This is a genomic window from Plantactinospora sp. ZYX-F-223 (assembly GCF_039649625.1).
GTDB lineage: Bacteria > Actinomycetota > Actinomycetes > Mycobacteriales > Micromonosporaceae > Plantactinospora.
Window position 1 is genome coordinate 140,932 of record NZ_JBDJAV010000003.1, and the last position, 26,031, is coordinate 166,962.

22 protein-coding genes are annotated in these 26,031 nt (G+C 69.7%); 15 read left to right on the forward strand and 7 right to left on the reverse strand.

Annotated elements, in window-relative coordinates; genetic code table 11:
- Positions 1–102 precede the first annotated feature (102 nt).
- On the reverse strand, positions 103–1,926 hold the full coding sequence (locus AAH979_RS04395) for a S8 family serine peptidase (RefSeq protein ID WP_346256703.1): 1,824 nt from the start codon (positions 1,924–1,926) through the stop codon (positions 103–105).
- Positions 1,927–2,277: 351 nt separating this feature from the next.
- On the opposite strand from AAH979_RS04395, the gene AAH979_RS04400 reads away from it, so the two are divergent.
- The 4 genes from AAH979_RS04400 (at position 2,278) to AAH979_RS04415 (ending at position 9,854) form a co-directional block, all read left to right on the forward strand.
- Positions 2,278–4,014, forward strand: coding sequence for a hypothetical protein (locus AAH979_RS04400; protein ID WP_346256704.1), 1,737 nt, complete (start codon positions 2,278–2,280; stop codon positions 4,012–4,014).
- 987 nt (positions 4,015–5,001) lie between these two features.
- The gene (locus AAH979_RS04405) at positions 5,002–6,162 is read left to right on the forward strand and encodes a glycosyltransferase family 4 protein (protein ID WP_346256705.1); all 1,161 of its coding nucleotides are present in this window, start codon (positions 5,002–5,004) and stop codon (positions 6,160–6,162) included.
- 508 nt (positions 6,163–6,670) lie between these two features.
- A complete protein-coding gene (locus AAH979_RS04410; RefSeq protein WP_346256706.1) occupies positions 6,671–8,029 on the forward strand; it encodes a UDP-glucose/GDP-mannose dehydrogenase family protein in 1,359 nt (452 codons plus the stop codon).
- Positions 8,030–8,570: 541 nt separating this feature from the next.
- Positions 8,571–9,854, forward strand: a complete 1,284-nt coding sequence (locus tag AAH979_RS04415) for an oligosaccharide flippase family protein (protein WP_346256707.1) — start codon at positions 8,571–8,573, stop codon at positions 9,852–9,854.
- Positions 9,855–10,906: 1,052 nt separating this feature from the next.
- Here AAH979_RS04415 and AAH979_RS04420 read toward each other — a convergent pair.
- From AAH979_RS04420 to AAH979_RS04435, 4 genes are all read right to left on the reverse strand, one after another.
- Positions 10,907–11,536, reverse strand: coding sequence for a class I SAM-dependent methyltransferase (locus tag AAH979_RS04420; protein ID WP_346256708.1), 630 nt, complete (start codon positions 11,534–11,536; stop codon positions 10,907–10,909).
- Positions 11,537–11,547: 11 nt separating this feature from the next.
- Positions 11,548–12,219, reverse strand: a complete 672-nt coding sequence (locus AAH979_RS04425) for an FkbM family methyltransferase (protein WP_346256709.1) — start codon at positions 12,217–12,219, stop codon at positions 11,548–11,550.
- 23 nt (positions 12,220–12,242) lie between these two features.
- A complete protein-coding gene (locus AAH979_RS04430) occupies positions 12,243–13,694 on the reverse strand; it encodes a hypothetical protein (protein ID WP_346256710.1) in 1,452 nt (483 codons plus the stop codon).
- Between the two features lie 74 nt (positions 13,695–13,768).
- Positions 13,769–13,891 (reverse strand): hypothetical protein, encoded by a 123-nt coding sequence (locus AAH979_RS04435; RefSeq protein ID WP_346256711.1) that lies wholly within the window; start codon positions 13,889–13,891, stop codon positions 13,769–13,771.
- A 259-nt stretch (positions 13,892–14,150) separates the two neighbouring features.
- On the opposite strand from AAH979_RS04435, the gene AAH979_RS04440 reads away from it, so the two are divergent.
- The 7 genes from AAH979_RS04440 (at position 14,151) to AAH979_RS04470 (ending at position 19,797) form a co-directional block, all read left to right on the forward strand.
- The gene (locus AAH979_RS04440) at positions 14,151–14,939 is read left to right on the forward strand and encodes a TerC family protein (protein ID WP_346256712.1); all 789 of its coding nucleotides are present in this window, start codon (positions 14,151–14,153) and stop codon (positions 14,937–14,939) included.
- A gap of 140 nt (positions 14,940–15,079) precedes the next feature.
- Complete coding sequence (locus tag AAH979_RS04445) at positions 15,080–15,541, forward strand: MerR family transcriptional regulator (RefSeq protein WP_346256713.1); 462 nt, start codon at positions 15,080–15,082, stop codon at positions 15,539–15,541.
- A gap of 183 nt (positions 15,542–15,724) precedes the next feature.
- Positions 15,725–16,510 (forward strand): methyltransferase domain-containing protein, encoded by a 786-nt coding sequence (locus AAH979_RS04450; protein ID WP_346256714.1) that lies wholly within the window; start codon positions 15,725–15,727, stop codon positions 16,508–16,510.
- A 110-nt stretch (positions 16,511–16,620) separates the two neighbouring features.
- Positions 16,621–17,343 (forward strand): AraC family transcriptional regulator, encoded by a 723-nt coding sequence (locus AAH979_RS04455; RefSeq protein WP_346256715.1) that lies wholly within the window; start codon positions 16,621–16,623, stop codon positions 17,341–17,343.
- Positions 17,344–17,412: 69 nt separating this feature from the next.
- Complete coding sequence (locus tag AAH979_RS04460; RefSeq protein ID WP_346256716.1) at positions 17,413–18,231, forward strand: alpha/beta hydrolase; 819 nt, start codon at positions 17,413–17,415, stop codon at positions 18,229–18,231.
- Between the two features lie 22 nt (positions 18,232–18,253).
- The gene (locus AAH979_RS04465; protein WP_346256717.1) at positions 18,254–18,817 is read left to right on the forward strand and encodes a dihydrofolate reductase family protein; all 564 of its coding nucleotides are present in this window, start codon (positions 18,254–18,256) and stop codon (positions 18,815–18,817) included.
- A gap of 137 nt (positions 18,818–18,954) precedes the next feature.
- Positions 18,955–19,797 carry an aldo/keto reductase gene (locus AAH979_RS04470; protein WP_346256718.1) on the forward strand — a complete coding sequence of 281 codons (843 nt, stop codon included), beginning with the start codon at positions 18,955–18,957 and terminating at the stop codon, positions 19,795–19,797.
- A gap of 58 nt (positions 19,798–19,855) precedes the next feature.
- Here the strand turns inward: AAH979_RS04470 and AAH979_RS04475 are convergent, their stop codons facing one another.
- On the reverse strand, positions 19,856–21,301 hold the full coding sequence (locus AAH979_RS04475) for an amidohydrolase family protein (protein ID WP_346256719.1): 1,446 nt from the start codon (positions 21,299–21,301) through the stop codon (positions 19,856–19,858).
- 281 nt (positions 21,302–21,582) lie between these two features.
- On the opposite strand from AAH979_RS04475, the gene AAH979_RS04480 reads away from it, so the two are divergent.
- From AAH979_RS04480 to AAH979_RS04495, 4 genes are read left to right on the forward strand one after another with little or no spacing between them, the layout of a single operon-like run.
- The gene (locus AAH979_RS04480) at positions 21,583–22,749 is read left to right on the forward strand and encodes a CaiB/BaiF CoA-transferase family protein (RefSeq protein WP_346256720.1); all 1,167 of its coding nucleotides are present in this window, start codon (positions 21,583–21,585) and stop codon (positions 22,747–22,749) included.
- Complete coding sequence (locus tag AAH979_RS04485; protein WP_346256721.1) at positions 22,731–23,528, forward strand: citryl-CoA lyase; 798 nt, start codon at positions 22,731–22,733, stop codon at positions 23,526–23,528. Before AAH979_RS04480 ends, AAH979_RS04485 begins: the two co-directional genes overlap by 19 nt.
- Before the next feature lie 11 nt (positions 23,529–23,539).
- Complete coding sequence (locus AAH979_RS04490) at positions 23,540–24,421, forward strand: extradiol ring-cleavage dioxygenase (protein ID WP_346256722.1); 882 nt, start codon at positions 23,540–23,542, stop codon at positions 24,419–24,421.
- Entirely contained in the window at positions 24,418–24,780 is a 363-nt protein-coding gene (locus AAH979_RS04495; RefSeq protein ID WP_346256723.1) for a hypothetical protein, read from the forward strand. The genes AAH979_RS04490 and AAH979_RS04495 overlap by 4 nt, the downstream gene beginning before the upstream one ends.
- A 30-nt stretch (positions 24,781–24,810) precedes the next feature.
- Here the strand turns inward: AAH979_RS04495 and AAH979_RS04500 are convergent, their stop codons facing one another.
- Positions 24,811–25,644, reverse strand: a complete 834-nt coding sequence (locus AAH979_RS04500) for an IclR family transcriptional regulator C-terminal domain-containing protein (protein ID WP_346256724.1) — start codon at positions 25,642–25,644, stop codon at positions 24,811–24,813.
- Between the last annotated feature and the right edge of the window lie 387 nt (positions 25,645–26,031).

Genomic DNA, 26,031 nt, shown 5'->3' on the forward strand with positions numbered 1-26,031 from the left:
AGGGATCGACGTCACCGTCAGGGATCGACGTCACCGTCAGGGATCGACGGCGGGCTTGTCGGGTCACCCGGACCCGGCAGCCCGCCGCTCGGCCGTCCGCCGTCAGCCGACGGGGGAGGCCGAGACCACCATCGACGGCGGGACGGCCTGAAGGGCGGCCCGGAGGTTCGGCAGCGGCCCGATCCGCTGGCCGATGTCGCCGCCCTGCGGGGTGCCGGTGCTCTTCAACAGGTTGCTCACCGCGGTGGCGGTCATCACCGGTCGACCGGTCGCCTTGAGGTAGGACTGGATCGCGACCACCGCGCCGGTGACGATCGGGCCGGCGCCGGAGGTGCCGCCGAACGACCGGGTGTAGCGGATGTTGCGGTTGGCCGGGGTCGTGCCGCCCTGGAGGTTGCCGTTGCTGCCGGTGGTGGTGATGTTCTGCCCCCAGCCCTGTAGGTCGAGGCGGGAGCCGTAGACCGAGAAGTTCAGCCGGGACCGGTTCGTACTGGAGCCGGCGCCGACCATGATCGCGCCGGAGTCCCGGACCGACCGGTCGAACCGTCCCCGGAACTCGGGAGCGTCGAGGTTCTCGCCCCCGTTGCCGCCGGTGGCCACCACGACCGCCCCGAGCTGGGTGAGCAGGACCGTCGCGTCGAACACCGACTGCACCCACTCGGCCGGGACGTACCGGGTACCGCCGTTCGGGCCGACCGTCTGCTGCTCGATCAGCACCGCGTCGCCGGGCCGGAGGAACTGGGCGAGGTGCGACAGCGCGGCCGCCGGGCGGTAGCTGGCCTGGCCGCTGCTGAGCCGCTGCATCGGCGAAATTCCGAACATGTCGGCGTCCGGCACGCCGCCGGTCACCCCGTAGCCGTTCGGCTGGGCCACCAGTTCGCCGAAGACCGCCGTACCGTGCTCGTCGGCGAAGCTGGTGTTGCGGGGGAACTGGGTGCCGCCGAGGTCGCTGGACCAGTCGAGCTGGAGGTCCTCGTGGAACGGGTTCCAGTCGTACTCCAGATCGACGATCCGGATCCCCGCTCCCCGGGCGCGTGGGTCCTGGTGCGCGTAGTCGGCGTCGACCCCCTGCGGCGCCGGCCGCTGGTAGCCCTGCATCGAGGTGAAGTCGGGGGTGGCGGGCGGCGGTGCCGCCTCGGGCGCCGGATAGGCGTACGCCACGTCGGGCAGGGCCCGCAGGTCGCGCAGCGCCGCCGACACGTCCGCCCGGGCGGGCAGGGTCAGGTGATACCACGAGGCCATGTCGGGGATGGCCCGGCCGGACCAGGCCTGCGCCGTCGCGGCCAGCCCGGCGAGCCCGGCCAGCGTCGGCTCCGGCAGCAGCGGGCTGAGTTCCACGGCGCGGTGCCGGTCCAGTACGGTCCGGACCGGGCCGAGGTCCCGGCCACGCTCGCTGCGCAGGGCGCGGTCCGTGCCGCGTACCGCCGACGCCTCCGCGAACTTGACCTCGAGTACCACGCCGGGCGACACGGCGTCCGAGCCGCGTACCAGCCGGCCGTCGGGCAGTTGGCCGGAGACGGTCAGCGTGGTGGTGGCGGCGCTGAGCTGCCCGGTGGCGCGCAGCGCCTCCTTGTCGAAGTAGAGCCGCAGGTCGGACCGACCGTCGGAGTTCACGTCGGTGACGGTGCTGAGAAATCCGCCGCCGACCCACCGGGCGACCGCGGCGCCGCTGCGGGCGTCGACCGGGGCGTCCGGGCCGAGCCGGACGGTGCCGGGGTCGATCCGGCTGACGTCCACTGCGGCGGTGCCGAACAGGGTCACCGCCAGTTGCCCCTGGCCGGCGAGATTGGGGGCCTCGGGCGCGTCCAACGGGATGTCGACGGTGCCGACCAGGGGATCGTCGGCGCGTGCGGCGCCGGTGCCGGCCACCTGACCTGCCACGACGAGGGCGCCCAGTGCGAGTAGGGCGGTCAACCGCCTGGACATGCCGAACCTCCAAGGTAGACCGATAGTGGGCAGCAGGTGAAAAGCTACTGATCACAGTGAAGTCGGTCTATCTACAGGTGTCGTGACATCGACGATCCGGGGTCGGACTCCTGTTGCACGCGGGACATCCCGGTCAGGGGTGGCGCAGACGGCCGACCGTCGGGCCGGCTACCGCCACAGTGCGGCGCGGGTCCCGACAGATGCCCCAGGCCCGCCCGAGGCCGTCAGTAACCGGTCGTGACCCCGATGCGTTGAGTGGGGTAGAGACTGCGGCCAGCGGCAGTGAGGTCTGTGGCGTGACCGATTTCCCCTTCATTCGGTCCGCAAATGCCGGGCATGGAGGGTGGCGCTATGGCCGAGATCAGGGTTGTGGCTGTAATTGACTTCGGCACCCATGGCTGCGGCTTTGCCTGGACATTCCTGAGCCCCTTGCACGACGATCCCTGCCAGCGGCAGATTTTCACCTGCGACGAGTGGCCGGGGCAGCCATCACCGTACCCGAAGACTCTCACGGCACTGATCATCGATCGTCATGGCGACGTCTTGTCCTGGGGGTGGGAGGCGCATCGGATGTGGCGCACCCATGGTCTCGAGCTGTACCATGCGGGCCACCGGTACAAGAAGCATTTCAAATTGTCCCTGGCACGTTTCGGAGACGAGCGGCCGCCGTTTCGGGGAGTCTCCCTCAATGATTGCGAGGACAGCCCGGAGCGGCTCGTCGTGGCATTCCTGAAGAGGATCTACCAGCGGGCGTTGACCGAGATCTCCGGGAGTGGTTACCGTGCGGACGAGATCCGCTGGTGTCTGACGGTCCCGGCGATCTGGGACGACTACCAGAAGCAGCTCATGCGTGAGGCGGCCTACGAGGCGGGAATGCCGACCGAGGACGGACGACTCATCCTCGCCCTTGAGCCCGAGGCCGCCGCCTATCACGCGCGAGTATCGGGAGTCAGCGTCAACGGTGCCGAGGACGGTAGGGACCTCAACCAGCCCGGTACCAGATTCATGGTGGTCGACTGTGGAGGCGGGACGATCGACATCACCGCGTACCGCAACGACGAGAACGGGCTGATGGTCGAGATCGGTCGCGCCTACGGGGACAAGAGCGGATCGGCGTACCTGAACAAGGTGTTCGAGGAGACGGTACTCACCAAGCGCCTGGGTGGTGTGGAGGAGATGCAGCGCCTCGCCAATCAGTGTCCCGCGGCGCTGGAGGACCTGCTCGACGCCTGGGAACGGGTCAAGGTGCACGCGACGGTCGATCTCGCGCAATCGCTGTACCTGCCGATCGGAAAGGCACTCGACCGCTGCCTGAGTGAGTCGGCGAGGTACGCGCTACCAGATCTGCAGGGCGGAGAAGACGAGTACATCGTCGTCTCCCCGGACGAGGTTCGCGACGTCTTCGAGGAGGTCGTTCCTCGTATTCTGGACATGATCGACCGACAACTCGACGAAATGCGTTCGGCCGCCGGCCCGGCACAGTCGCCGGAGGTGGTCCTGCTCGTCGGAGGGTTCGCCGCGTCGCCCTACCTTCAGCAGCGCGTACGAGGCCACCTCCGCGGGCGGGCCGAGGTCCGTGTCGTACCCAGATCGGCCATGGCGGTACTGGCGGGAGCGGTTCACTTCGCCTACGACCCGCAGACCCGTGCGCGCCGATCCAAGTACACCTACGGCATCGATGTGGTCACGTCGTTTGAGGAAGGCGTCGATCTGCCGGCCAAACGGCGTGTCAACTCGCGGGGAGAGGTCACCTGCGTCGATAGGTTCGCCGTGTTCGTCCGTGCCGGTGAGACTGTCCGGAGCGGACACGAGGCCGTCCAGGGATGCATCCCGGTCGAAGGCGACCAGACGGAGGTCGACGTCGACTTCTATGCGACCCGGGAGCCCGAACCGCGGTACGTCGATGAGGTGGGCTGCTACCGGGTTGGCCGACTGACAGTGGACCTGGCCGAGGTGATGCACCTGGACCTGACGCAACGAAGCATCCGTGTCGCCATGCAGTTCGGCGAGACCGAGGTCAAGGCGCGCGTCACCCTCGGCGGCAGCGATCTCCAACTGAACGCGGTGCTCGATTTCGTCGCTCGCTAGTTGGACGGCGAGGAGCGCTAAGCCAATCGCGGTCACGGCTTGGGTGTGCCGGTGGTCACCCGGGCTCCGTAGGGCCCGTCATGCTCTGGACCGAGCGGCCAGGTCGGAACTCGTGCTGACGGGACGCTCGGGCTGGCGGCGACGTCCGGTGAGGCCGGAGCGGGTGAGGTGGGCACGCCGGACCCGGTGGCCGAGGCGGGGCCGCGCACAGCGGAGCGCCGGCCGCCTTCCAATTCGGTGATCACGCGCACCAGGACGTACGAGCCGGCGAGGACCACGGTGTCGACAAAGGCTGTCGTCTCCAGTTTCAGGAGTCTCGACATGCCAGCAACCCTCCTCGCCGTCCACATCTGACTGTCGCCGGGTGCGGTGGTGGAACTGTGCGGCGCGTGCCGGTGGTGCCGTCGCCGATCTGGTCGCAGGTGTTGTCTCCCCGCGCGTAGCGCTGCCCCGTCGAGGTCAACGCCACGTTGCACAGGTTGTCGCGGCGATCGCGGTGAGCGGGGCGCCGGGCCCGCTGCGCCGGATCGCCGCCACCCGCGCCGATCCGATCGGGGTGGGTGGCCGGAGCGGTCCCGGCTACCGATGACGGGGGCGGACCAAACGGATCAGTACTCCTGATTTGGACATACGACCCTATAACAGAACTTATAGTGCGATACGCTGAGCAACGAGAGATTCGCTGTCAACTACGTGTGGAACCCGCATGGGCGGGACTGGAGGAGTCGTGCCGTATTCGCGTTCGTCCCTCATTCCCGCTCGTCGGTCGGTCCGCCTTGTCGACCACCCGCTCCCCGACCGGGACGGCGAAGGTGGTCGTGCCGGCCAGGCACGGACGGGTCAGTCGGTCCGGCCTCCGTTCCCGCCGCCTTGCCGCATGCGGACACGCCGCATCGGAGGCCACATTGCCGGGTCGATCGAACTAACGGCAGAGGCGGCACGTCGCCGCCTGATCGAAGGGAGCGTCGTGCGGTGGTTCACGACCGTATGAGGGTACTGATGACATGCAGGGTCTTCGAACCCGGCTTTCGTGGTGGCGGTATTGTGCGGGCGATCGTCCAGACCGTCGACACGGTTTCTGATGATGTCGATCTGACGGTTGTCACACGGGACTGCGACGTCGGTTCCACGGAGGTCTATCGAGACCTGTCCGGAAAATGGTGGGGCCGGCGACGCTCCCGCATCTTCTATCTGGACGTCCGTCGTCCTCTGCAGTGGCTCGGGTTGTGGCGCGAGCTGCGGAAGACCAGATTCGACCTACTGCACGTCAACAGTCTGTGGGAACCACTCTTCACCGTGCTACCGATCGTCGCCGTACGGCTCCGGCTCGTCAACGCCCGCCGGGTCCTTCTCTCTCCGCACGGGGAGTTGTCGCCGGGAGCGTTGATGCTCAAGGGCAGGAAAAAGCGTCTGTTCCTGACCGTGTGGGCGCCTCTGCTGCAGCATGCCGACGTGACGTGGCATGCGGTGACGAACCGGGAGGCAGCGGAGATCAGGGCGGTGTTCCCGTGGGCCAAGATCCTCGTCAACCACTACCAGGTGCCGCTGCCCGACGAGCCTCTGCCGCCGCAGGCCCCGAGCGACGGGCCGGTGCGACTGGTCTTCCTCGGGCGGATCTCGCCGAAGAAGAACCTGGACATGGTGCTCGACGCTTTGAGTCGGGTGTCGTCGCCGGTCGAGCTCGACATTTACGGCCCGCTGGAGGATGTCGCGTACTGGTCACGCTGCGAGCAACTCATCTCCCGGCTTCCCCGGAATGTGACGGTGCGCTACCAGGGCGAGGTCGCACCTTCGGCGGTCCGGCAAATCTTCTCCCGCTACGATGCCTTCGTCTTTCCCACGCTGGGAGAGAACTTCGGATTCGTTATCGCCGAAAGCCTGTCCGCCTCCTGTCCGGTGATCTGCTCGGATGAAACGCCGTGGACTGATGTTCTCAACGACGGAGGAGGACTTGTCCTCGACGACCTCGCTCCCGCCGACCTGGCAAAGGAACTCGATCGCTTCGCGGCCATGACACCGAGCGAGCGCCTTGACGCACGCGAGCGAGCTGGAGACGCCTACCGGGCGTGGCGGCGGGCTGTCGGCAACGACAACCTGCTGGACCGGGTACGGACACACGGACTGATTCCGTCGGGTGCGGGTGTGTGACCCACCGGCCGCACCGGGTCGGGGGAGAGGATCCCCCGTGACGTAGGACGGGGAGTGGGCGGGATTCCAGCGATCGGCAAGGCCGCCCCTGAACAGGTGTGCGTACGATTCGAACCGCCAGGCCAGCGCAGCCAGGTGCCACCGCGACAACGGTCGCTACCAGGCGCCCGTGACGCCGGGTTGCGAGACCTACGGTATGCCCCTCCACGCCGTCCTCTGACCAACAGAAGCGGCAAGTCAGGGTGAAATTCGCATTTCCCGATCAGTGGTTTCTGGAAAAAGCCGCATATCGGCCATAATGCCACCTAAGCTGTCAGAGCGCATCCGCCAGGCACGCGAGGCAGGGGCAGGCGCTGCGGCCACGGCCGCCCCTGGTCCAGGTCCACCGCAGCGCGGCCGGTTGCGCCGCTGCTCGGATCCAGAACCCGGGCACTGGCTCTGTTCTCGCTGAACCATCTGTCGGAGGGCTGCCGCCGAGGCGGCAGCACACGTCGTAAAGGACCAGGCTTTGAAGATCACCGTTATCGGCTCCGGGCATCTCGGAGCCCCCCACGCTGCCGGCATGGCAGACATCGGCCACGACGTCGTCGGTGTCGACATCGACCTGGCGAAAGTCGCTGCCCTCAATGCCGGGCGAGGCTGGTTTCACGAACCCGAACTCGACGACCTGCTGTCCCGCAACATCGGCACCGGAAGACTTCGGTTCACCACCGACCTCACCGACGCCGCGGCGCACGGCGAGGTGCACTTCCTGGCTGTCGGTACCCCGTCCGGTCCCGACGGCTCCTACGACCTGTCCCAACTCACCGCAGCCGTCAGCGCGCTCGCTCCGCATCTGCACCGTCCATGCCTGATCGTCGGCAAGTCCACCGTGTCACCCGGCACCGCCCGCGCCGTGGAGGCCCTGGTCCGCCGGCTCGCTCCGGCCGGCGACGCGGTCGAGGTGGCCTGGAACCCCGAGTTCCTCCGCGAAGGCACCGCCGTCGCCGACACCCTTACGCCCGACCGGATCGTCATCGGCGTCAGCTCCGCGGAAGCCGAAAAGTCCCTCCGGGCGCTCTACGCGCCGATCATCAAGAGCCACGGATGCCCCCTTGTCGTCACCGACCTCGCCACCGCGGAAATGGTCAAGGCCACCGCCAACGCCTACCTCGCCACCCGGATCAGCTTCATCAACGCTGTCGCCGAGATGAGCGCCGCCATCGGCGCCAACGTCACCGACCTCGTCGAAGCCATCGGCTACGACACCCGCATCGGGCATCACTACCTTCAGCCCGGCCTCGGCTTCGGCGGTGGCTGCCTCCCCAAAGACCTGCACGCCTTCACCCACCAGGCCGACAACACCGGCAGCACCGAAGCCGCCGCGCTGCTGCGCGCCGTCGACACCGTCAACCGGCACCGGCGCCACCGGGCCGTCGAACTCGCCCGCGCGGTCCTCGACGGAAAACTTGCCGGCCGCCGCGTCGCCGTCTGGGGTGCCGCGTTCAAAGCCGGCGTCGATGACGTACGCGATTCACCCGGCCTGGACGTCGCCGTACGACTCCACCAGGCCGGCGCCCACGTCGCCGTCTACGACCCCCAAGGCATGGCCCAAGCCCGCCACACCGCCCCGGCACTCAGCTACGCGCCCACCGCCGCCGATGCCGCGCAAGACGCCGACCTCGTCCTCGTCACCACCGGTTGGCCCGAGTTCCGCAGCCTCGACCCGTATGCCATCGGCGACAGGACCGCCGTCCGCCGGATCATCGACACTCAGGGGGTGATCGTCGCGGCGCGATGGCGCGCCGCCGGTTGGACCGTCACCGACATCAGCTTCCGACCCGCCTCTCAACAGGCGCAGCGAAGCCCGGCCTGCCAGCTCGTCTGAAGGAACGGCGGCCCGAAGCCTCCGCCGTCGACGTCCCTCGTTCGCACGCGTCAGGCGGTGTCGACGTCGGCGGCGAGCCCGATTCACCTGCGGCCACAACGGACCGTGCGACGCACGCCCGGCGCATACCAGGGGTTGCGCACCGACCGCATCAAGATTGAACCTTTTTCAACCTGGACCGCGCGGCGCTCACGCACTGCGTCCGACCTTGCGGTCCGCCGGACCGCAAGGGGAGGTTGAAAAAGGTTCATTGACCGAGTTGTTGGTCCAAATATGGCATAGCAGGCTAATCACCTCATTATAGTTTCTATACATCGGTCGGCATGAGGTCTGCCGTCCGTTCTGTTTCGCGCCGCGCCCAGGGCAGGAGTCGTGTGATCTTCGCGTTCCAGTCTGGTTCACTGCCGATCCCGGCTGCCGTCCGCCAGACCGTCGCCCGGTACGACGCCTTCGTTCCTCCCGTCCTCGGTGAGGGCCTCGGACCCGCCACCGCGGAGAACAGCGCGCGGGCTGGCTGCTCTCTGCCGATGTGGAGCGAGCCATGACCACACTCACCCGGGGCGCGCGACGGGCGAAGACGTCCAACGGAGTGCGACTTGCCGTTGTCGCCACGTCGACGTTCAACGTCGTCTCGACCGGGACTGCCGGTATAGCGGGCATCGTCATCGCGCGGTCGTTGGGGCCGAGCGTCAGGGGCGAGTACGCGGCCATCATGGCCTGGTTCGTGCTCCTGCTGGTGGTCGGCGGGCTCGGCCAGTCAGCGGCGACGACGTTCTTTGTCGCCCGCGATCCCGGTCGGGCTCCCGAGTACGTGGCCGTGTCCCGGAGCATTGTGGTCGTTTCCGGGGCGGTGACACTCGCCGTCGGGATGATCGCCGCCCCGCTGCTCGGTTCGGACAGCGGGACCGTGGTGTGGGCCTACCGGCTGATGTTCGCCACCTGCCTGGCCGCGTTCGTGGGTCTCAGTTACACGTTCGCGCTCCAGGGGTCGAGCATCGGTCGGTGGAATCTGGCGCGGATCTCCCAGCCGGTCGGGTACCTGGTAGTGGTCGTCGCGCTACACGCCACCGGCCAGCTCACCCTGATCACCGTGTTGGCCGCATTCTCCGCCACGACGGTGGCCCAGACGGTGCTGGCCTACGGGTTGTGCGCACGCGGCCGGCTCACCGGGGGTCGGCCGAGTCTCGTCCTGGTCCGTCCGATGGCGCGTTACGGTGTCGGGCAGCTCGCGGCCACGATACCGCTGGTGGTGATCGCCCGGCTCGACCAGTTGGCCCTTTCGGTCACCGACGACCCGTCCGCGCTCGGCAACTACGCGGTGGCTGCCTCGCTGACCGCACTCGCCGTCCCGGTCGCGGCGGGGCTGGGCTATGTCGCGTTCCCCCGAATCGCCGCGCAGCGAGGTCCGCGGTCGGCGACGACGCGGCTGCAGTGGCGGGCCGTGGCCGTGAGCGGTGCCATCGCCGTCGCGCTGATGCTCCCGCTGGCCGCGCTCGCGCCCTGGCTGGTCCCGACGGTGTTCGGTCCGGGTTTCGACAACGCCGTCGTGCTGGTGGTCCTGCTGGCCCCGGGCGGCGTCTTCATGGCTTGCCAGCAGGTGTGCGCGGACCTCCTTCGTGGACACGGCCGGCCGCTCGCCGCCGGGCGGGCCCAGGCGGTCGCCGCCGGGGTGATGGTCGTACTGCTCGGCACGCTGATGCCGGTCCTGGGTCCGCCGGGCGCTGCCCTGGCCTCCAGCATCTCGACGGGCGTGGCGTTCCTGCTGCTTCTCCGCGCGCTGAGCCGCGCCCTGGCTGCGGACGAACCGAAAGAGTCGGTGCCATGATTGTCTTCGTTGTCGGGTGTCCGAGCCCGTACACACTCCCGTGCTCAACCGGCTGCACGACGAACTCGGTGGAGAGCTGTCAGTCTGCTACCTCTGCGGTACCGACACCTCGCACGGCTGGGGCGAGATTGCCGCGACGCACCGCTACGTCGCGCTCGACCGCCCCGGCGGACGGGCCGCGTTCGCGCGCACTGCTGTCGTCGAGGCTGCGAGCCGTCTGCGTGTACGGGTACCGGGCGGGGGCCCGGGTGGTGGCGGCGAACGTCGCCCGGCTCCGTGGCGTCCCGCTGGTGTTGCGGGGAGCGGCCGATGTCCGTACCGAGCGGTCGCGGCCGGCGTTTCTCCGGCTCGTCAAACGCTGGTATCTGCGGGCGCTCCTGGGACAACCGGAGCTGTGGACCAACGGGTCGGCGAACACCGCGTACTGGAATCTGCTCGGCCTGCAACGCCACCACACCATTCCATACGCGCTACAGCGCCTGCCGGGGGGCGAGTCCGGCGCGGCGGCGCTGCGCGCCGAGTTGGGGTCGCGGATCGTCTCGTCTTCACCTTCGTGGGCAGGCTCGAACCGGTCGAGGCAGTCACCGACCTGCTGCGGGCATATGACATCGTGCGCGAGGCGACACCCCGCGGGGCGACCAGCATCGCCATCGTCGGGCGCGGTTCGCTCGAGCCGAGGTGCGCCGGTACGCCGAGGCGCACGACGACTGCCGTTACCTGGGGGCCATTCCCAGGATTGCCTGGGTGCCGTGCACGCCGCGGCGGACGTCCTCGTCGTCCCGTCGCACAGCGAGACGTGGTGCTGGGTGGTCAACGAAGCTCTGGGATTCGGCCCGCGGGTGATCGCCACGCATGAGGTGGCGGCGGCAGACGATCTGTGTACCGAGGCAACGGGCCGCCGATGCCCCGCGGCCGATCCACCGGCGCTCGCCGCCGCCATGCTCGCCGAGTACCGTCAGGGACCGCGCCGGCCCCGCGCCTGCGGTGTGCGGACACCGCCCGGGACATGGCGGAACGGCTACGCGAACTCGCCCGACGCAACGTCGAGACGGTCAGGGCTTGATGAAGATCGCCGTGTCCCAGACGCCGGAACAGGTCCAGATGTGCCTGCACTGCCCGACGGCGCGGGCCACCTCCGCCCACACCTGACTCGCCGGCCCCTGTGACGGCCTTCTCGCCCCCGGAGAGCGGGAGAGCGACGGGAGGAACCTCTCGACGTTGTCGACGATGAGTAGACCACCCGGGCGGAGCTTGCCGAGAGAGAGCTGGGCGCAGGCGTCGCGGTAGATTCCGTCGACGAGCGCGAAGTCGAGGCTGCTGTCGTCGAAGCGCAGCAGCGTTCGGACGTACTCGCTCTCGGCACCCCGGTCGAACGGCACGTCCGGTGCCGCGAACAGATGGTCGACGTTGTGGACGCCCTGCGCCTTCAACCTCGCGGAGACCGTGCCGTGCCACACGTCGTCGTGCTCCACGCTGGTCAGGTGCCGCACCCGTTGCGACAGCCACAGGGTACTGCGGCCAGAACCGAACTCCACGCCCTGGTCGCTCGGGCGCAGCATGGTGGAGAGGATCTGCGTGGCCTGCGGGGTGAGCCATGGCGCATCGGGATGGCTGCGGCTGTAGCGCAGCTCGCGCGTGCGGTCGAGGAAATAGCGGGGGGTCCAGTGGCCAAAGCTGCGCATCTGTCCTCCGGTCACCGGTACTCGGGCAGGACGGCGAACATGTCCCGCGAACTGACGCCCGACACCTCCGTGTCCCGGAGCACGCCGAGGTGGTCCGGACGGGCGAACTGATAGCCGTACCCGGCGAGGATGGCGGCGACGGGGCCGCGGTCCTCACCCAACACGGACCTGCTCCTGGCGTTCCATTCGATCTGCAGCACGCCGATGCGCCGTTGCTCCAGTGCCCGACGGGCGCCGTCGAGAACCAGCCGCTCGGCGCCCTCGACGTCGATCTTCACCCCGACCGCGAACCGGCTGCCGAGAATGTTGTCCAGGGTGTCGACCTCGATCGTGTCGCCCACCGCCCCCGGTTCGAGTCGGAGGTGGTTGGTGGTGTCTTCCCCGGTACTCAGCGTGCATTGGCCCGGGTGGTCCGCCAGCCCACACTCCCGCACCGTGATGGCGAATTCGTTGAGCCTGACGTTGGCGTGGAGCCGCCGTACCGCCTCCGGAGAGGGTTCGATCGCGATGACCTCGGCGCCGCAGTCGCCGGCCCACAGGGCGTAGGCGCCGACGTTGCTGCCGACGTCGACGAACAGGTCGCCGGGCCGGAGGATGCGTCGCCACGCCTGCATTTCGTTCCAGTCCGGAGGGTTGGCGTACACCACCTTCGACGCCGCCGCGCAGTGCAGCTCGGCCCACATCCGGCCGCTGCGACCGACGGTTGTCAGTGTCCGCAGGCCGATCCGCCCGCGGAGCTGGAAGCGGGCCGCTCGAGTGATGCTGCTGAGCTGCCGGCCACGGTTGGCCGGATGCGTCCAGGCGTAGGTGAGCACCTGCCGGATCTGCCGAACGGCAGTGTCGGGCCGGACCATTCAATTCTCCTGTCGGTAATCAGGAACCACACAACGATGAGCACCGCGAGCCGCATGCCGGCACGTACGGTGAAGGTGAAGGTGCCCCAGACCAGGTCGGGCAGGCCCGCGGCGATGATGACCGCGGTGGCGTACGCCAGAAGCGCGTGCCGGCCCATGAGCGGGCGGGCTGAGGCCCGGGCCAGGAAATGGTCGGCCGCCCGCACGACGAACCCCACGACGGGCACCATGAGCACCAAGCCGATGAGGCCGAAGTTGTAGAGCCACTCGCCCTGGAACAGCGCCGCGTCGGAGTGGCCGCTGTTCGCTAGCTCGGGGTGCAGGATCGGCACCAACTCCGCACCGAAGCCCGACGGCTTGGTCGGCCAGACGGCGCGCGGGACGAGCGAGACCGCCGCTGCCCAGAAGGTGTGGCCCCAGGCGTGGGCAAGGAAACCGGCATCATTGTGACTCAGCAGGTCGCCGAAGCTGCCCAACGGACTCGCCACGGACTCGAGCCCGGTGCCGGTGATCTGTGCACCTGGATGATTCGCCCGCACCGCGTCCATGCGCATGTTGGCCATCATCAACAGGATCGGTACCGAGCCGGGGATGACCAGGGCCTTCACCAGTCGGGTCCGCGTTCGCCGTGCTATCACGATCAGCAGGGCGAAGCCCAGCGAACCGAGCATCAGCCGACCGTAGCTGTTGGAGGTGACCACCGAGAGCGCGAACCCTCCCGCCGCCAGCAGACAGCCGAGCAGCGGCGGCCGGCGCTCGTCGCCCAGAAGGCCGATCGCGACCAGCAGCGCGCCGACGAAAACGGCGGCCTGGCTCAGGTGGCGCAGCGACCCGAGAAACTCGAGCGAGGCGACGGCGGCACCACAGGCGACAAGGATTCCGATCCAGGTGAGCCGGTGCAGGAACGCCGGATCGACAGGACGTGGCCCGGACGGCTCCGGCGGCGGCTCCTTTGTCCAGAACAGCAGCCAGGTGGTCACATGGCCGAAGTAGCACAGCACCAGCGCACGCAGCAGGGACTCCTCGTCGGTGCTGCCGGAGAGCAGGTACAGCCCGGCGAACCCGACGAAGAGAGCGAACGCGAAGTTGTAGATGCCGACCGCGCTGACGGTGGTTCCACCGTGGCGCCAGTAGACCCACAGCCCGAAGAGCAGGGCGGCACTGGAGAGTACGAAGATCGCGCGGGTGTGGCCGACCGCCGGTACGTCCGAGTCGAGCAACACGCCGAGAAGCCCGAAAAGGTACCATCCGGCCCCCGCTGCCGCGACCCGGAATACCGTGCGCTTCCGGTCCGGGCTCTCCACTGGAGGGGGTGTGCCGGCCGTCGCGATGGCGAGGGCAGGCTGGGACCCGGGACGGCGGAGCCCGATGTGGACGGTCACCCGGCCAGTACTCCGTGTCGGACGACCGGCAGCGCACCGTCGGCGTGTGCCGCGACCACGACGGCGTCGGTGACCGCCGCCGGCACGAGCGGCCTGGCCTTGATGATCACGTCGAGCATGCTGCGAATCCCTCCAACCCGGATAACGAACCAGCGAAGCACCGAGTCAGCATAGAGCGTGCTTTCCGAACGATAAGGAGATATACGAAAAACCGCCTGTGAGTGGCTATGCCGGAGCTGAGCCGACAAAGCGCCCGGTGGGAGCGGGGCGAATGCGCGCCGGATCCGTGACCGTCTCACCTTCACCAGAACGTGACACTGTATGGTTTGCGATCTGGCCGGCGATCCGGTGCTGGCGTGCCGAGATGTCGAGGGTGGTATGGAGTTCTTGGGTAGTCCCGAGCTGTGGGTCGCGTTCGCGACGCTGCTGCTGCTGGAGGTCGTGCTGGGCATCGACAACGTGGTGTTCATCTCGATCCTGGCCGGTCGGCTGCCCGAGCACCAGCAGGCGCGCGCCCGCACCATCGGCCTGTCGCTGGCCCTGGTGACCCGGCTGCTGCTGCTGGCGTCACTGTCCTGGGTGATCGGGCTGACCGCGCCGCTCTTCACGGTCTTCGGGCAGGAAATCTCCGGCCGTGACCTGATCCTGTTGCTGGGCGGGTTGTTCCTGCTCGGCAAGGCCACCTACGAGATACACGAGCATCTAGAGGGCGCCGAACACGGTCGCTCAGCCCGGGGCACGTCGTCGTTCGCGGCGGTGATCGTCCAGATCCTCATCCTCGACATCGTCTTCTCCCTCGACTCCGTGATCACCGCAGTCGGCATGGTGGACCAGTTGTTCATCATGGTGGCGGCCGTCGTGGTCGCAATGGTGATCATGTTGGTCTCGGCCGGCACCGTCAGCCGATTCGTCAACACGCATCCGACGGTCAAGATGCTGGCCCTGTCGTTCCTGCTGCTCATCGGCGCCAGCCTGATCGCCGAGGGCTTCGACCAGCACATCCCCAAGGGATACGTGTACGGCCCGATCGCGTTCTCCATCTTCGTCGAGTTCCTCAACCTGCGGGTACGGGCCCGTCAGCAGCGGAGCGCGGCGCAGCCCGTGCACCTGCACCCCACCTACGTCAAGTCCCCCGAGACCGAGAACTCGACCGCCTCGGGCGACTGAGGCTGGGCCCCGTAGTCGCCCGTCGACCATCTGACCGGCGGTGGCCCCCCGACCGGAGGCAGGGACAGCCGTGGACGCGTCGCCTGGTCGGCGGGGCCTGAGACCGGCCGTCGGGTCGGCCGCGCGGATGTCGTCGGGCCGTGACACCTGCCGCTGTACAGTTTCCGCAGGATCCGGACGAGGCAGGGAGGTGGACCGTCGACGCGACCTTGTTGCGGATCGGGGAGGTCGCCGCTCAAGCCGGCGTCTCGCCGCGCACCGTCGACTTCTACACCAGTCTCGACCTCATCGCCCCGGCTGCCCGTTCCGGCGGGAACTACCGGCTCTACGACCCTGAGGTGATCGAGCGGATCACCACGATCCGTGCTCTGGAGGCTCACGGTGTGCCGTTGCAGGAGATCGCGGCGGCGTTGCGTCAGCCGGTAGCCGACGACCTCGACGCCAGGCTGGACCAACTCGACAACGCCCTGCATGCCCTGCAGGCCGCCGCGCGACACAGTGACGAACACGCCCACGGCCTGCTCACCGCGATTACGACCCGCGCCCATGCCCTCATCGCGACCGCCCTCGACCTCACCGCCGGGCTACCCCCGCCGGCCTGACCGTCCCGTCGACCGCACGGCGGAGCAGTCGGCGGTTCATCGGGCCGGCGGCGGTCGTGGCGGCGCGAGCGGTGTGGCGGCGGCCCACGACGAACCCTGGTCGCTCGGCCCGACAGGCAGAGATCCGGAACGCCCACCGGAAACCCGGTGAAACCTTGGTGGACACCCCACTAGCGTGGGGCGATGAACCTCGATCCGGTGATGCACAACCGGGCCGCGTGGGACCGGCAGGTCGACAAGGGCAACGAATGGTCGCGTCCGGTCTCCGCCGAGACGATCGCCAGGGCGCGGGCCGGCGACTGGTCGGTCGTACTCATCGGCTATCAGCCCGTCGACCGGGCCTGGTTTCCGGCTGACCTCACCGGCGCGGACGTGCTGTGCCTGGCGTCCGGTGGCGGTCAGCAGGGTCCGACGCTCGCCGCCGCCGGTGCCCGGGTCACCGTCTTCGACAACTCGCCCCGCCAGCTCGAACAGGACGAGATGGTGGCCCACCGGGACGGCCTGGAGTTGCGGACGGTCCTTGGCGACATGCGCGACCTGTCGGTCTTCGCCGACTCCGCCTTCGATCTCGTCTTCAACCCCGTCTCGAACCTGTTCGTGCCCGAACTCGCCCCGGTATGGCGGGAGTGCTTTCGGGTGTTGCGCCCGGGCGGTGCGCTGCTCTGCGGTTTCGTCAATCCTGACGTCTTCCTCTTCGACCACGAGGCGCTGGACGAGCGCGGCGAACTGGTGGTCCGCCACCGGCTCCCGTACAGCGACCTCACACACGTCCCGGCGGAGGAACGCGCGCGGTTGTGGGGTGCCGACGCACCGCTGGAGTACAGCCACACGTTGGCCGGGCAGATCGGAGGCCAGCTCGCCGCCGGCTTCGCCGTCGTCGGGTTCGCGGAAGCGCCGCACCACTCCGACGCCACCGCCGGCTGGCTGCCCGGCTACTTCGCGACCCGGGCGGTCAAGCCACCCCGATAGTTCCCCCTTCGACGTGCGGGCCGCCGGCCGGACCTGCGGTGCCGGCCCGGCGCTGGCCGGGTGACTTCGAGGCGTGCGAGACTGGCGGCGCAGGCCGCCGGGGGGATGGGATGCCGCTGGAGAACGAGGACCGGCCGTCGGACTCGCCGTACGTCCATCGCGTGTGGCGCAGTCAGGCGTCCGGGGTCGCGCGGATGACCTCGATCGCCACCTCTAACTGGGAGCTGGTGTTCTGGGAGCAGCACGGCAATGTCCACGCCGCCGTACGCGGACCGGAGACCACGGTTTCGAGCGTCGAGGTGCCGGACGGGTCGGCGTCCTTCGGGATCACGTTCGCGCACGGCAGTTCGATGCCGCACCTGCCCGCGGCGCGGCTGGTCGACTCCGCCCTGGAGAGCCCGCACGCGACCGCGACCACGTTCCGGCTGCGCGGCGAGGAGTGGCCCATCCCCGACTTCGAGAGTGCGGAGCAGTTCGTCGCCCGGCTGGTGCGGGAGGGCGTGGTCGTGCGGGATCCGCTCGTCGACGAGGTCGTGGCCGGCGGGATGCCGGAGCTCGGCACGAGGTCGGTGCAGCGCCGCGTCGCGGCGGCCACCGGGCTCACCCAGGGCGGCATCCGGCAGATCGAGCGCGCCCGGCAGGCCGCGATCCTGCTCGGCGAGGGCGTCGTACCGCTCGAGGTCGTCAACCGGCTCGGCTACTACGACCAGCCGCACCTCGCCCGCTCGCTCCAGCGTTTCATCGGCCGTACCGCGACCGAACTGCGCCGGCCGGACGCGGTTGCGCAGCCCCTGTCGCTTCTGTACAAGATCGGCGACCCCGCCGGTTCCTAGCCTGGATGCGACGCGGCACCGCGCCGCCGCGGGGGACATCCCCGCACCGCTACCAGGAAGGCGATCCAGATGACCGAGAACGCCCGCGCGGCCGTGGTGTCCGCCGACGGCACCGTGATCGCGTTCAGCGCGTGGGGCCGGGGCGAGCCGCTGATCATCATCGACGGCGCGACCGCCTACCCCGCGATCAACCCGCTCAACGAGGAGATCGGCCGGCTGCTCGGCGACGAGTTCCGGACCTATGCCTACGACCGTCGCGGCCGGGGCGAGAGCACGGACACCGCGCCGTACGCGGTGTCGCGCGAGATCGAGGACCTCGCCGCGCTCATCACGGTCGCGGGGGCACCGGCGACCGTGTTCGGCTGGTCGTCCGGTGCGGTCCTCGCGCTCGACGCGGCGGCGGCCGGACTGCCGATCAGCCGGCTCGTGCTCTTCGAGCCGCCGTTCGTGGTCGACGACAGCCGCCCGCCGCTGCCGGCGGACTACGTGCGGCGCCTCGATGACGCCGTCGCCGACGGCCGGCCCGGCGACGCCGCCGAGCTGTTCCTGACCGCCGCGGCAGGGATGCCCGCCGAGGCCGTCGAGGGGATCCGGCAGAGCGACTTCTGGCCAATCATGGAGGCGGTGGCGCCGACGATCGCCTACGACGGCCGGATCATCGGAACCACCATGTCGGGGGCGCCGCTGCCCCGCGACCGCTGGGCCGCGGTCAGCGCGCCCACGCTCGTGCTGCACGGCACCGGGACGTTCCCGTTTATCGTCGCCGCCGCCCACGCGCTCGCCGAACTGCTGCCGACCGCGACCCTGCGGGCCGTCGAGGGCGAGCAGCACAGCGCGCCCGCCGATGTACTCGCCGCCGCGCTGCGCGACTTCGCCCACGCCCGCTGACCGACCGCAGAAAGGACCAGACATGGGAAGGATCGTGGTCACCGAGTTCATCTCGCTCGACGGCGTCGTGGAGGCGCCCGGCGGGGAGGACTTCAAGTACCCGAACTGGAGCTTCGAGTTCGACCGCGGCGAGGAGGGCGAGCGGTTCAAGGTCGCCGAGGCGCTCGGTGCCGAGGCGTTGCTGCTCGGCCGGCGTACCTACCAGGGGTTCGCCTCGGCCTGGCCCCAGTACGAGGGCGAACTCGCCGACAAGTACAACGGCATGCCCAAGTACCTCGTCTCGCGCACCCTCACCGACCCCACCTGGAACAACACCCGGGTCCTCTCGGGCGGGCTGGTCGACGAGGTGACCCGGCTCAGGGACGAGGTGACCGGCGACATCTCGGTCGCCGGCAGCATCCAACTCGTCCAGGGGCTGCTCGAACACGACCTCGTCGACGAACTCCACCTGATGATGTTCCCGGTCCTCCTCGGCACCGGGCGGCGACTGTTCGGAGAGACCTCGGACAGGTCGACGTGGAAGCTGACTGACTCGATCACGGTCGGCGAGGGCGTACTCATCACGACCCTCCAGCGGGCTCGGTGACCGTCCGGCGCGCTCGCTCGTTCGCCATGACGGGGTGGTCACCGCGTTTGGCCGGTCGCGCAACGGGTAGCCCGGCGGCGCCGCGTGGCGATCCCGCTATCGTCAGCACGCGTTCCCCACGCTGCCGGGAGGCCGAGATGACCGTCGCGATGCCCGCGATCACGTTGCCGTCGGGCCGGACGATGCCGGTGCTCGGTCAGGGGACGTGGTATCTGGGGGAGAGCCCGGGGAAGCGGCGGGACGAGATCGCGGCGCTGCGTACCGGGCTGGATCTCGGGATGACGATGATCGACACCGCCGAGATGTACGGCAGCGGCTCCTCGGAGGAACTGGTCGGTGCGGCCATCGCCGGGCGCCGCCACGAGATCTTCCTGGTCGACAAGGTGCTGCCGGCGAACGCCACCCGGCAGGGCACGGTACAGGCGTGCCGCCGCAGCCTGCGCCGGCTCGGTACCGACCACATCGACCTCTACCTGCTGCACTGGCGCGGCAGCCATCCGCTGGCCGAGACGGTCGAGGCGTTCGCCGAGCTGGTGGAGGCGGGTGACATCGGGCAGTGGGGAGTGAGCAACTTCGACCTGTCGGACATGGTCGACCTGATGGACGCCGGCGGGGACTCCTGCGCGGCCAACCAGATCCTCTACAACCTGACCCGGCGCGGCCCGGAGTACGACCTGCTGCCGTGGCTGCGCGAGCGCGGGATCCCGGTGATGGCGTACTCGCCGATCGAGCAGGGCCGGTTGTTGGGTGATGCCCAGCTCTCCGAGGTCGCGGCCCGGCACCAGGGCACGCCGGCGCAGGTGGCGCTGGCCTGGGTGTTGCGGCAGGACGCGGTGGCCGCCATTCCCCGGTCGTCGGATCCGGGGCACACCCGGGAGAACGCCGGGGCCCTGGAACTGCGCCTCGGCGAGGAGGACCTGGCCGTACTCGACACGGTCTTCCCACCGCCGGGCGGCCCGCAGCCACTGGAGATGCTCTAGCCTTCCCCGGCGTCCGGTCCGGCCGGGCAGGGGCCGGACCGGGGCGGAGCCGCCGTGCTCAGTGCTTCCACTGGGCCGAGCCGGCGTCCCATTCGGTGTACGTGTAGGGGTTGTCCCGCACCTTCGTCTCCGGGACGTCCGGGTTCATGCCCTTCGCCCAGGCGTCCTGACCCATCGACTCGACCAGGTACTCGACGGTCCGCTCCACCTCGCGCCGCGCCCGGCCGAGGTCGACGCCGACCAGCCGGTGCTGGTGCTTGACGAGCCGGCCGTCGACCAGGACGGTGTGCACGTCGCCGCGCTGCGCCTGGAAGGCCACGTGGCCGTACGGGTTGAGGATCGGGAACATCACCGGCGAGTCGTCGTTCTTGATCAGTACGATGTCCGCCTTCTTGCCCGGTGCCAGGCTGCCCACCCTGTCGTCCAGGCCGAGGGCGCGGCTGCCGCCCCGGGTGGCCCACTCGACCACCTGCTCGGCGCGCAGGTGGCAGTGCGTGACGGTGTCCTGCCGACCGTGCGCCTCCAGGTGTTCCCGGGAGCGGTCCGCGCCCAGCGTGGCGCGCATGGCGGTGAACAGGTCACCGCTCCACCAGACGCTGGTGTCCATGGAGAGCGAGACCGGGATGTCGTGGTGGCGCAGTTGCCAGGTGGGCGGGTAGCCCTGGCCGGCGCTCTGCTCGCTCTCGGTGGAGACCGAGACCGAGCCGCCGGTGGCGGCGATCCGGTTGTACGAGTCCCGGGTCAGCGTGGCCGCGTGCACGTAGACGGTGGCCGGGGTCATGAAGCCGTTCTCGTGCATCAGCCGGATGCCGTCGTCGTTGGTGGCACCCCAGACCCCGGCGTGGGTGGTGACCGGTACGCCGAGATCGCGGGCGACCTCGAAGGCGGCCCGCTCCGGGAAGGCGGGGTCGCCGGTGACGTCGAAGGCCATCTGGAAGCCGAGCATGTCGCCCTTGCCGGCGATCCGGCGCTCGACGAAGTCGCGGAACTCCGGGCTGGTCGCCCACTCCCACGGCCCCTGCTGGATGTTCCCGTACGCCAGGACGAAGCGGCCGGGGACCGCCTCCAGGGCGTCGACCGCGGCGTCCGCGTGCTGCGGGGTCTGCAACCCGTGCGACCAGTCGACGGTGGTGGTGACCCCGGCGTCGATCGCCTCGATGGCGGCGAGCAGGTTGCCGGCGTAGATGTCCTCGGGCCGGAAGAGCTTGCCGGATTCCAGGTAGTACCAGACGAAGTACTGGGTCAGCGTCCAGTCGGCGCCGTAGCCGCGCATCGCGGTCTGCCACATGTGCCGGTGGGTGTCGATCATCCCGGGCATCACGATGCCGCCGCTGGCGTCGATCTCCAGTGCGCCCTCGGGGGCGGTCAGCCCGACACCCACCTCGGCGATGCGGTCGCCGACCACCAGCACGTCGCCGCCGGCCAGCACGGTGTGCGCGTCGTCCATGGTCAGCACCAGCCCGTTGCGCAGCAGCACCGGGCGGTCGGACTCGGTCGTGGCCATCGCCAACTCCTATCGGCGGAGTGATCTACGCGGACGATCGTCCGTATAGCGGGCGCAAACAAGTGGCGCAATTATTGTCCCGGTGTTTCGTACCTGTCAACGAGCAGCAGTCCGGCTCCGCAGGGCCGGGCTGAGCGGCGCTGACGATGTGCTCGGCGTAGGGTCGGAATACCGGGCGGGTTGCCCTGTTCGGTCGCCCGGCGGGCGGTTGACAGCGATGGCGGGCGCGAACAGACTGTCGGCGACGGACAAACGTCCGCGAGACGGACGGAGGCAGGAGCATGGCGGATCAGCCGGGTACCGGTGACACGCCGGGACCGCTGGCCGGACTGGTGGTGGCGGACTTCTCCCGAATCCTCGCCGGGCCGTACGCCACGATGCTGTTGGCGGACCTCGGCGCCGACGTGATCAAGGTGGAGGGGCCGGCCGGGGACGACACCCGGACCTGGATGCCACCGGTCCGGGACGGGGTGGCCACCTACTACCTCGGGATCAACCGGAACAAGCGGTCGATCGCGCTCGACCTGCGGTCACCGGGGGACCTCGCCGTGGCACACGCCCTCGCTGCCCGCGCCGACGTGATGATCGAGAACTTCAAGCCCGGTGGCATGCGGCGGTTCGGTCTCGACTACGAGTCGGTGGTGGCGGAGAATCCCGGCGTCGTCTACGCCTCGATCAGCGGCTTCGGCACCGGTGCCGGCGCCTCGCTGCCCGGCTACGACCTGATGGTGCAGGCGATCTCCGGGCTGATGAGCCTCACCGGCGACCCGGAGGGCTCGCCGTACCGGGCCGGCATCTCGGTCTTCGACGTGATGGCCGGGATGCACGCCAACATCGGCATCCTGGCCGCGCTGCACCACCGGGCGGCCAGCGGCCGGGGCCAGCACGTCGAGGTCAACCTGCTCTCCTCGGCGCTGTCCGGGCTGGTCAACCACAGCAGCGGCTACGTCGCCGGCGGGGTGGTGCCGTACCGGATGGGCAACGCGCACCCCAGCCTCTTCCCGTACGAGCCGTTGCCCACCGCCGACGGCGAGCTGATCGTCATCGCCGGCAACGACGGGCAGTTCCACAAGCTCTGCGAGGTACTCGGCCTGCCGGAACTGGTCGACGACCCCCGGTTTGGGCGCAACCAGGACCGCACCGCCAACCGCGAGGAACTGCGCCCGCTGCTGGTCGAACGGCTGCGTACCCGGACCCGGGACGAGTGGTTCGCCGAACTGATCGCCGCCGGGGTGGCGTGCGCGCCGATCAACACCATCGACCGGGGGGTCGCGTTCGCCGAACAGCTCGGGCTCGACCCGGTGGTGACGGTGGGGGAGGGCGCCGACGCGGTGCCGATGGTCCGCAACCCGATCACCTTCTCCGCGACCCGTCCCCGGTACGACCTGCCCCCACCAGGGCTCGACGAGCACGGCGAGGAGATCCGCGCGTGGCTGACCAAGAACTGAGCTTCCCCACCTCGATCGGCACCTCCGACGCCGACACCATCCGGCTGCTCGGCCACGACCTGGCCGGCGAGCTGATCGGCAAGGTGGGCTTCGGCGAACTCGCCTTCTGGCTGGTGGCCGGGCGCCGCCCCAGCCCGGCCCAGGTACGCGTCTTCGAGGCGGTGCTCGTCGCGCTCGCCGACCACGGCTTCACCCCGACCGCGATCGCCGCCCGGGTCACGTACCAGAGCGCACCCGAGGCGTTGCAGGGGGCGCTCGCCGCCGGCCTGCTCGGCGGCGGCTCCCGGTTCCTCGGCGTCACCGAGGACAGCGGCCGGTTCCTCGCCGACACCCTGGCCGAGCTGACCGAGGCGCCGACCGACGACGCCGGCTGGGACGACCTCGCCCTGGCCGCCGTCACCCGGGCCCGCGCCGAGCGCCGGCTGGTGCCCGGACTCGGGCACCCGGTGCACAAGGTGCGCGACCCGCGTACCCCGGTGCTGATCGCACTCGCCGAGCGGGAGGGGCTGCATGGCCCGCACCTGCGGCTGTTCGAGGCGATCGGCCGGGTCCATCCGCGGGTGCTCGGCCGTACCCTGCCGTTGAACGGTGCCGGGGTCTGCGGCGCCGCCCTGGCCGACCTCGGGCTGCCGCCGGAGCTGCTGCGCGGCTTCGCACTGCTGGCCCGGGCCGCCGGGCTCCTGGGCCACCTGGCCGAGGAGCGCCGCACCGGCATCGGGATGGAGATCTACCGCACCGTCGACCGCAACGCCCGCTACACACCCCCCGACCCCGCCTGAGAGGAGCCGCGATGGCCACCATCGCCGCGGTGATCGCCTCCACCCACCATCCGTTCTACTACCGGGCCAGCACCGCACAGGGCGAGGACCGGCCGCCGTTCGCGGACGAGTGGGTACGCAAGATCCTGGCCTTCCGGGAGACGCTCACCCGGGCCAACCCCGACGTGCTGGTGATGGTCGGCTCCGACCACTTCCACCAGCTCTGGCTGGACAACATGCCGCAGTTCCTGGTCGGCAAGGCCCCGTTCTACGACGCGAACTGGTACAACGAGGAACGCGAGTTCGGCCTGCCCCGGATGCTGCTGCGGGGTCAGGAGGAGCTGTCGGCACACCTGCTGCGCGAGGGCCTGGACGCCGGCTTCGACCTGGCGTTCAGCAACGAGCTGCGGATCGACCACAGCATCACCTGCCCGATCATCACGCTGCGCCCCGAGGCGGACCTGCCGATCGTGCCGATCTACACCAACATCTTCGCGCCGCCACTGCCGCAGCCGAAGCGGTTCGTGCAGCTCGGCCAGACGATCCGGGAACTGGTCGAGTCGTGGCCGAGCCACCTGCGGGTGGCGATCATCGGCACCGGCCACCTGTCGCTGGAACTCGGCGGCCCCCGCCAGTTCGGCCCGCACGGCCCCGATCCGGAATTCGACCGGAAGGCGGTGGAGTGGATCGCCACCGGCGACCTGGAGCGCTGCCTCGCCGAGGTGACCCTGGAGAGCCTGCACTCGCCGGGCAACGCCACCCACGGCTTCATGGACTTCATGCTGATGATGGGGGTGGCCGGGGCGGGCGCCAAGGCGGACCACGTCGACACCCTCGACCTGTTCCACACCATGGAGGCGTACTTCACCTGGTATCCGAACGGCGTACCGGGCGGGGCGGGGGTGGCGGCGTGAGCAAGTATCTGCTGAACAAGTTCCTCTACACCGTGGACCGGGATCCCGAGCTGGTCGAGCGGTACCGCGACGACCCGCGGGGCATGGTCGCCTGGTGGGAGGCGGAACGGGCCAACGCGGTGCTGAACTGCCACACCGGCGAGGCGAGCACCTGGTTGCGCTTCGACGACGCCGAGCGGGAGGCGCTGGCCAGCCACGACTACGTCAAACTCTTCGAGCTGGGCGCGCACCCGTTCCTGACCCTGACCCTGTTCATCGCGATGTTCGAGCGGGACCACGCCGAACCGCTCGGCTTCCAGAAGCAGTACGCGGCCCGGCTGGCGCACTTCGCGCTGCCGTACCCGGACATCGCCACCTGAGCCGCGGTGCCGCCACCGCCGCCGGTCGGGTCAGTGCCGGACGGCGGTGGCGGCGTCGGCCGTCCCGGCCACCTCGACCTGCGGCCGGGACTGCCAGCGGGCCCAGTCCGCGCTGATCGCGCTGGCCGCCCTGATCAGTTGAGGCAGGTGCTGCTCGACCAGGACCTTGACGCTGGTCTCGGCCGAGTTGACGGTGACGTTCATCGCGGCCCGCACCGCGCCCTGGCCGTCCCGGATCGGCACGGCCACCGAGCGGATGCCCGGGGCGAGTTCGTCGTCGGCGAGTGCCCAGCCCCGGGCCCGGACCTCCCGCAGCATGGCATCCAGCGCGGTCCGGCTGTGCCGGACCTTCGGCTGGACCCCGGAACGGCTGGGCTGGGCCAGTGCCGTGCCGAGCGCGTCCGGGTCGAGCGCGGCGAGCAGCACCTTGCCCTGCGAGGTCACGCTCGCCGGAAACCGGGTGCCGATCTGCACCCGGAGCGCGATGATCTTCGGTACCGCGACCCGGGCCATGTAGACGATGTCCGAGCCGTCGAGCTGGGCCATCGAGCTGGACTCCCCGGTGGCGGCGACCAGGTCCTGCATGTGCGGGCGGGCGATGTCCCACAGCGAGAGCGCTCCGACGTACGCCATGCCGAGCTCCAGCACCCGTGGTGTGAGTTCGTAGCTGCCGGCGTCGGCGCGGACGTAGCCGAGTTCCTCCAGGGTGAGCAGGAAGCGTCGGGCGGTGGGCCGGGCCAGTCCGGCCGCGGTGGCGACCTCGCTGAGGGTCAGTCGGGGATGGTCGGCATGGAAGACGGTGATCACCTTCAGCCCCCGGGCCAGGGCCTCGATGAAGTCCGGTCCTTCGCCACGCTGTGCCATCGTCCGCCTCTATCCGTCGTCGCCGTCTCGGTCCCGTCGCCCGGGTCGCCGTACTGGTCGGCGGGCGAGCGCCCACCAGTTCACCATGTGCCGAACCGGGTCGCCGGACGGTGCCCCCGGCCGCGTCCAGGGCGGACCGGGGCCGTCCCGGGTGCCGTCGGGGTCCGGGCCACCGGTCGATTCCGGACCTCGGCTTGGCCAGCCTGGTGCGACCCCTGGTGGTGTGGCGGCCGGGCTCGTCCAATCGGACGACCGTCGGTGGCTGGCTGCCCGCACCATCTGACCGTCAAGCGAACACCAGTCCGGGCTCAGGCGCAAATGTTTCCTGCTTGAGTCTTGACATCTTCCAGGCACGGGCGGAGATTGTGATGTGCGCCGCGTCCGTGT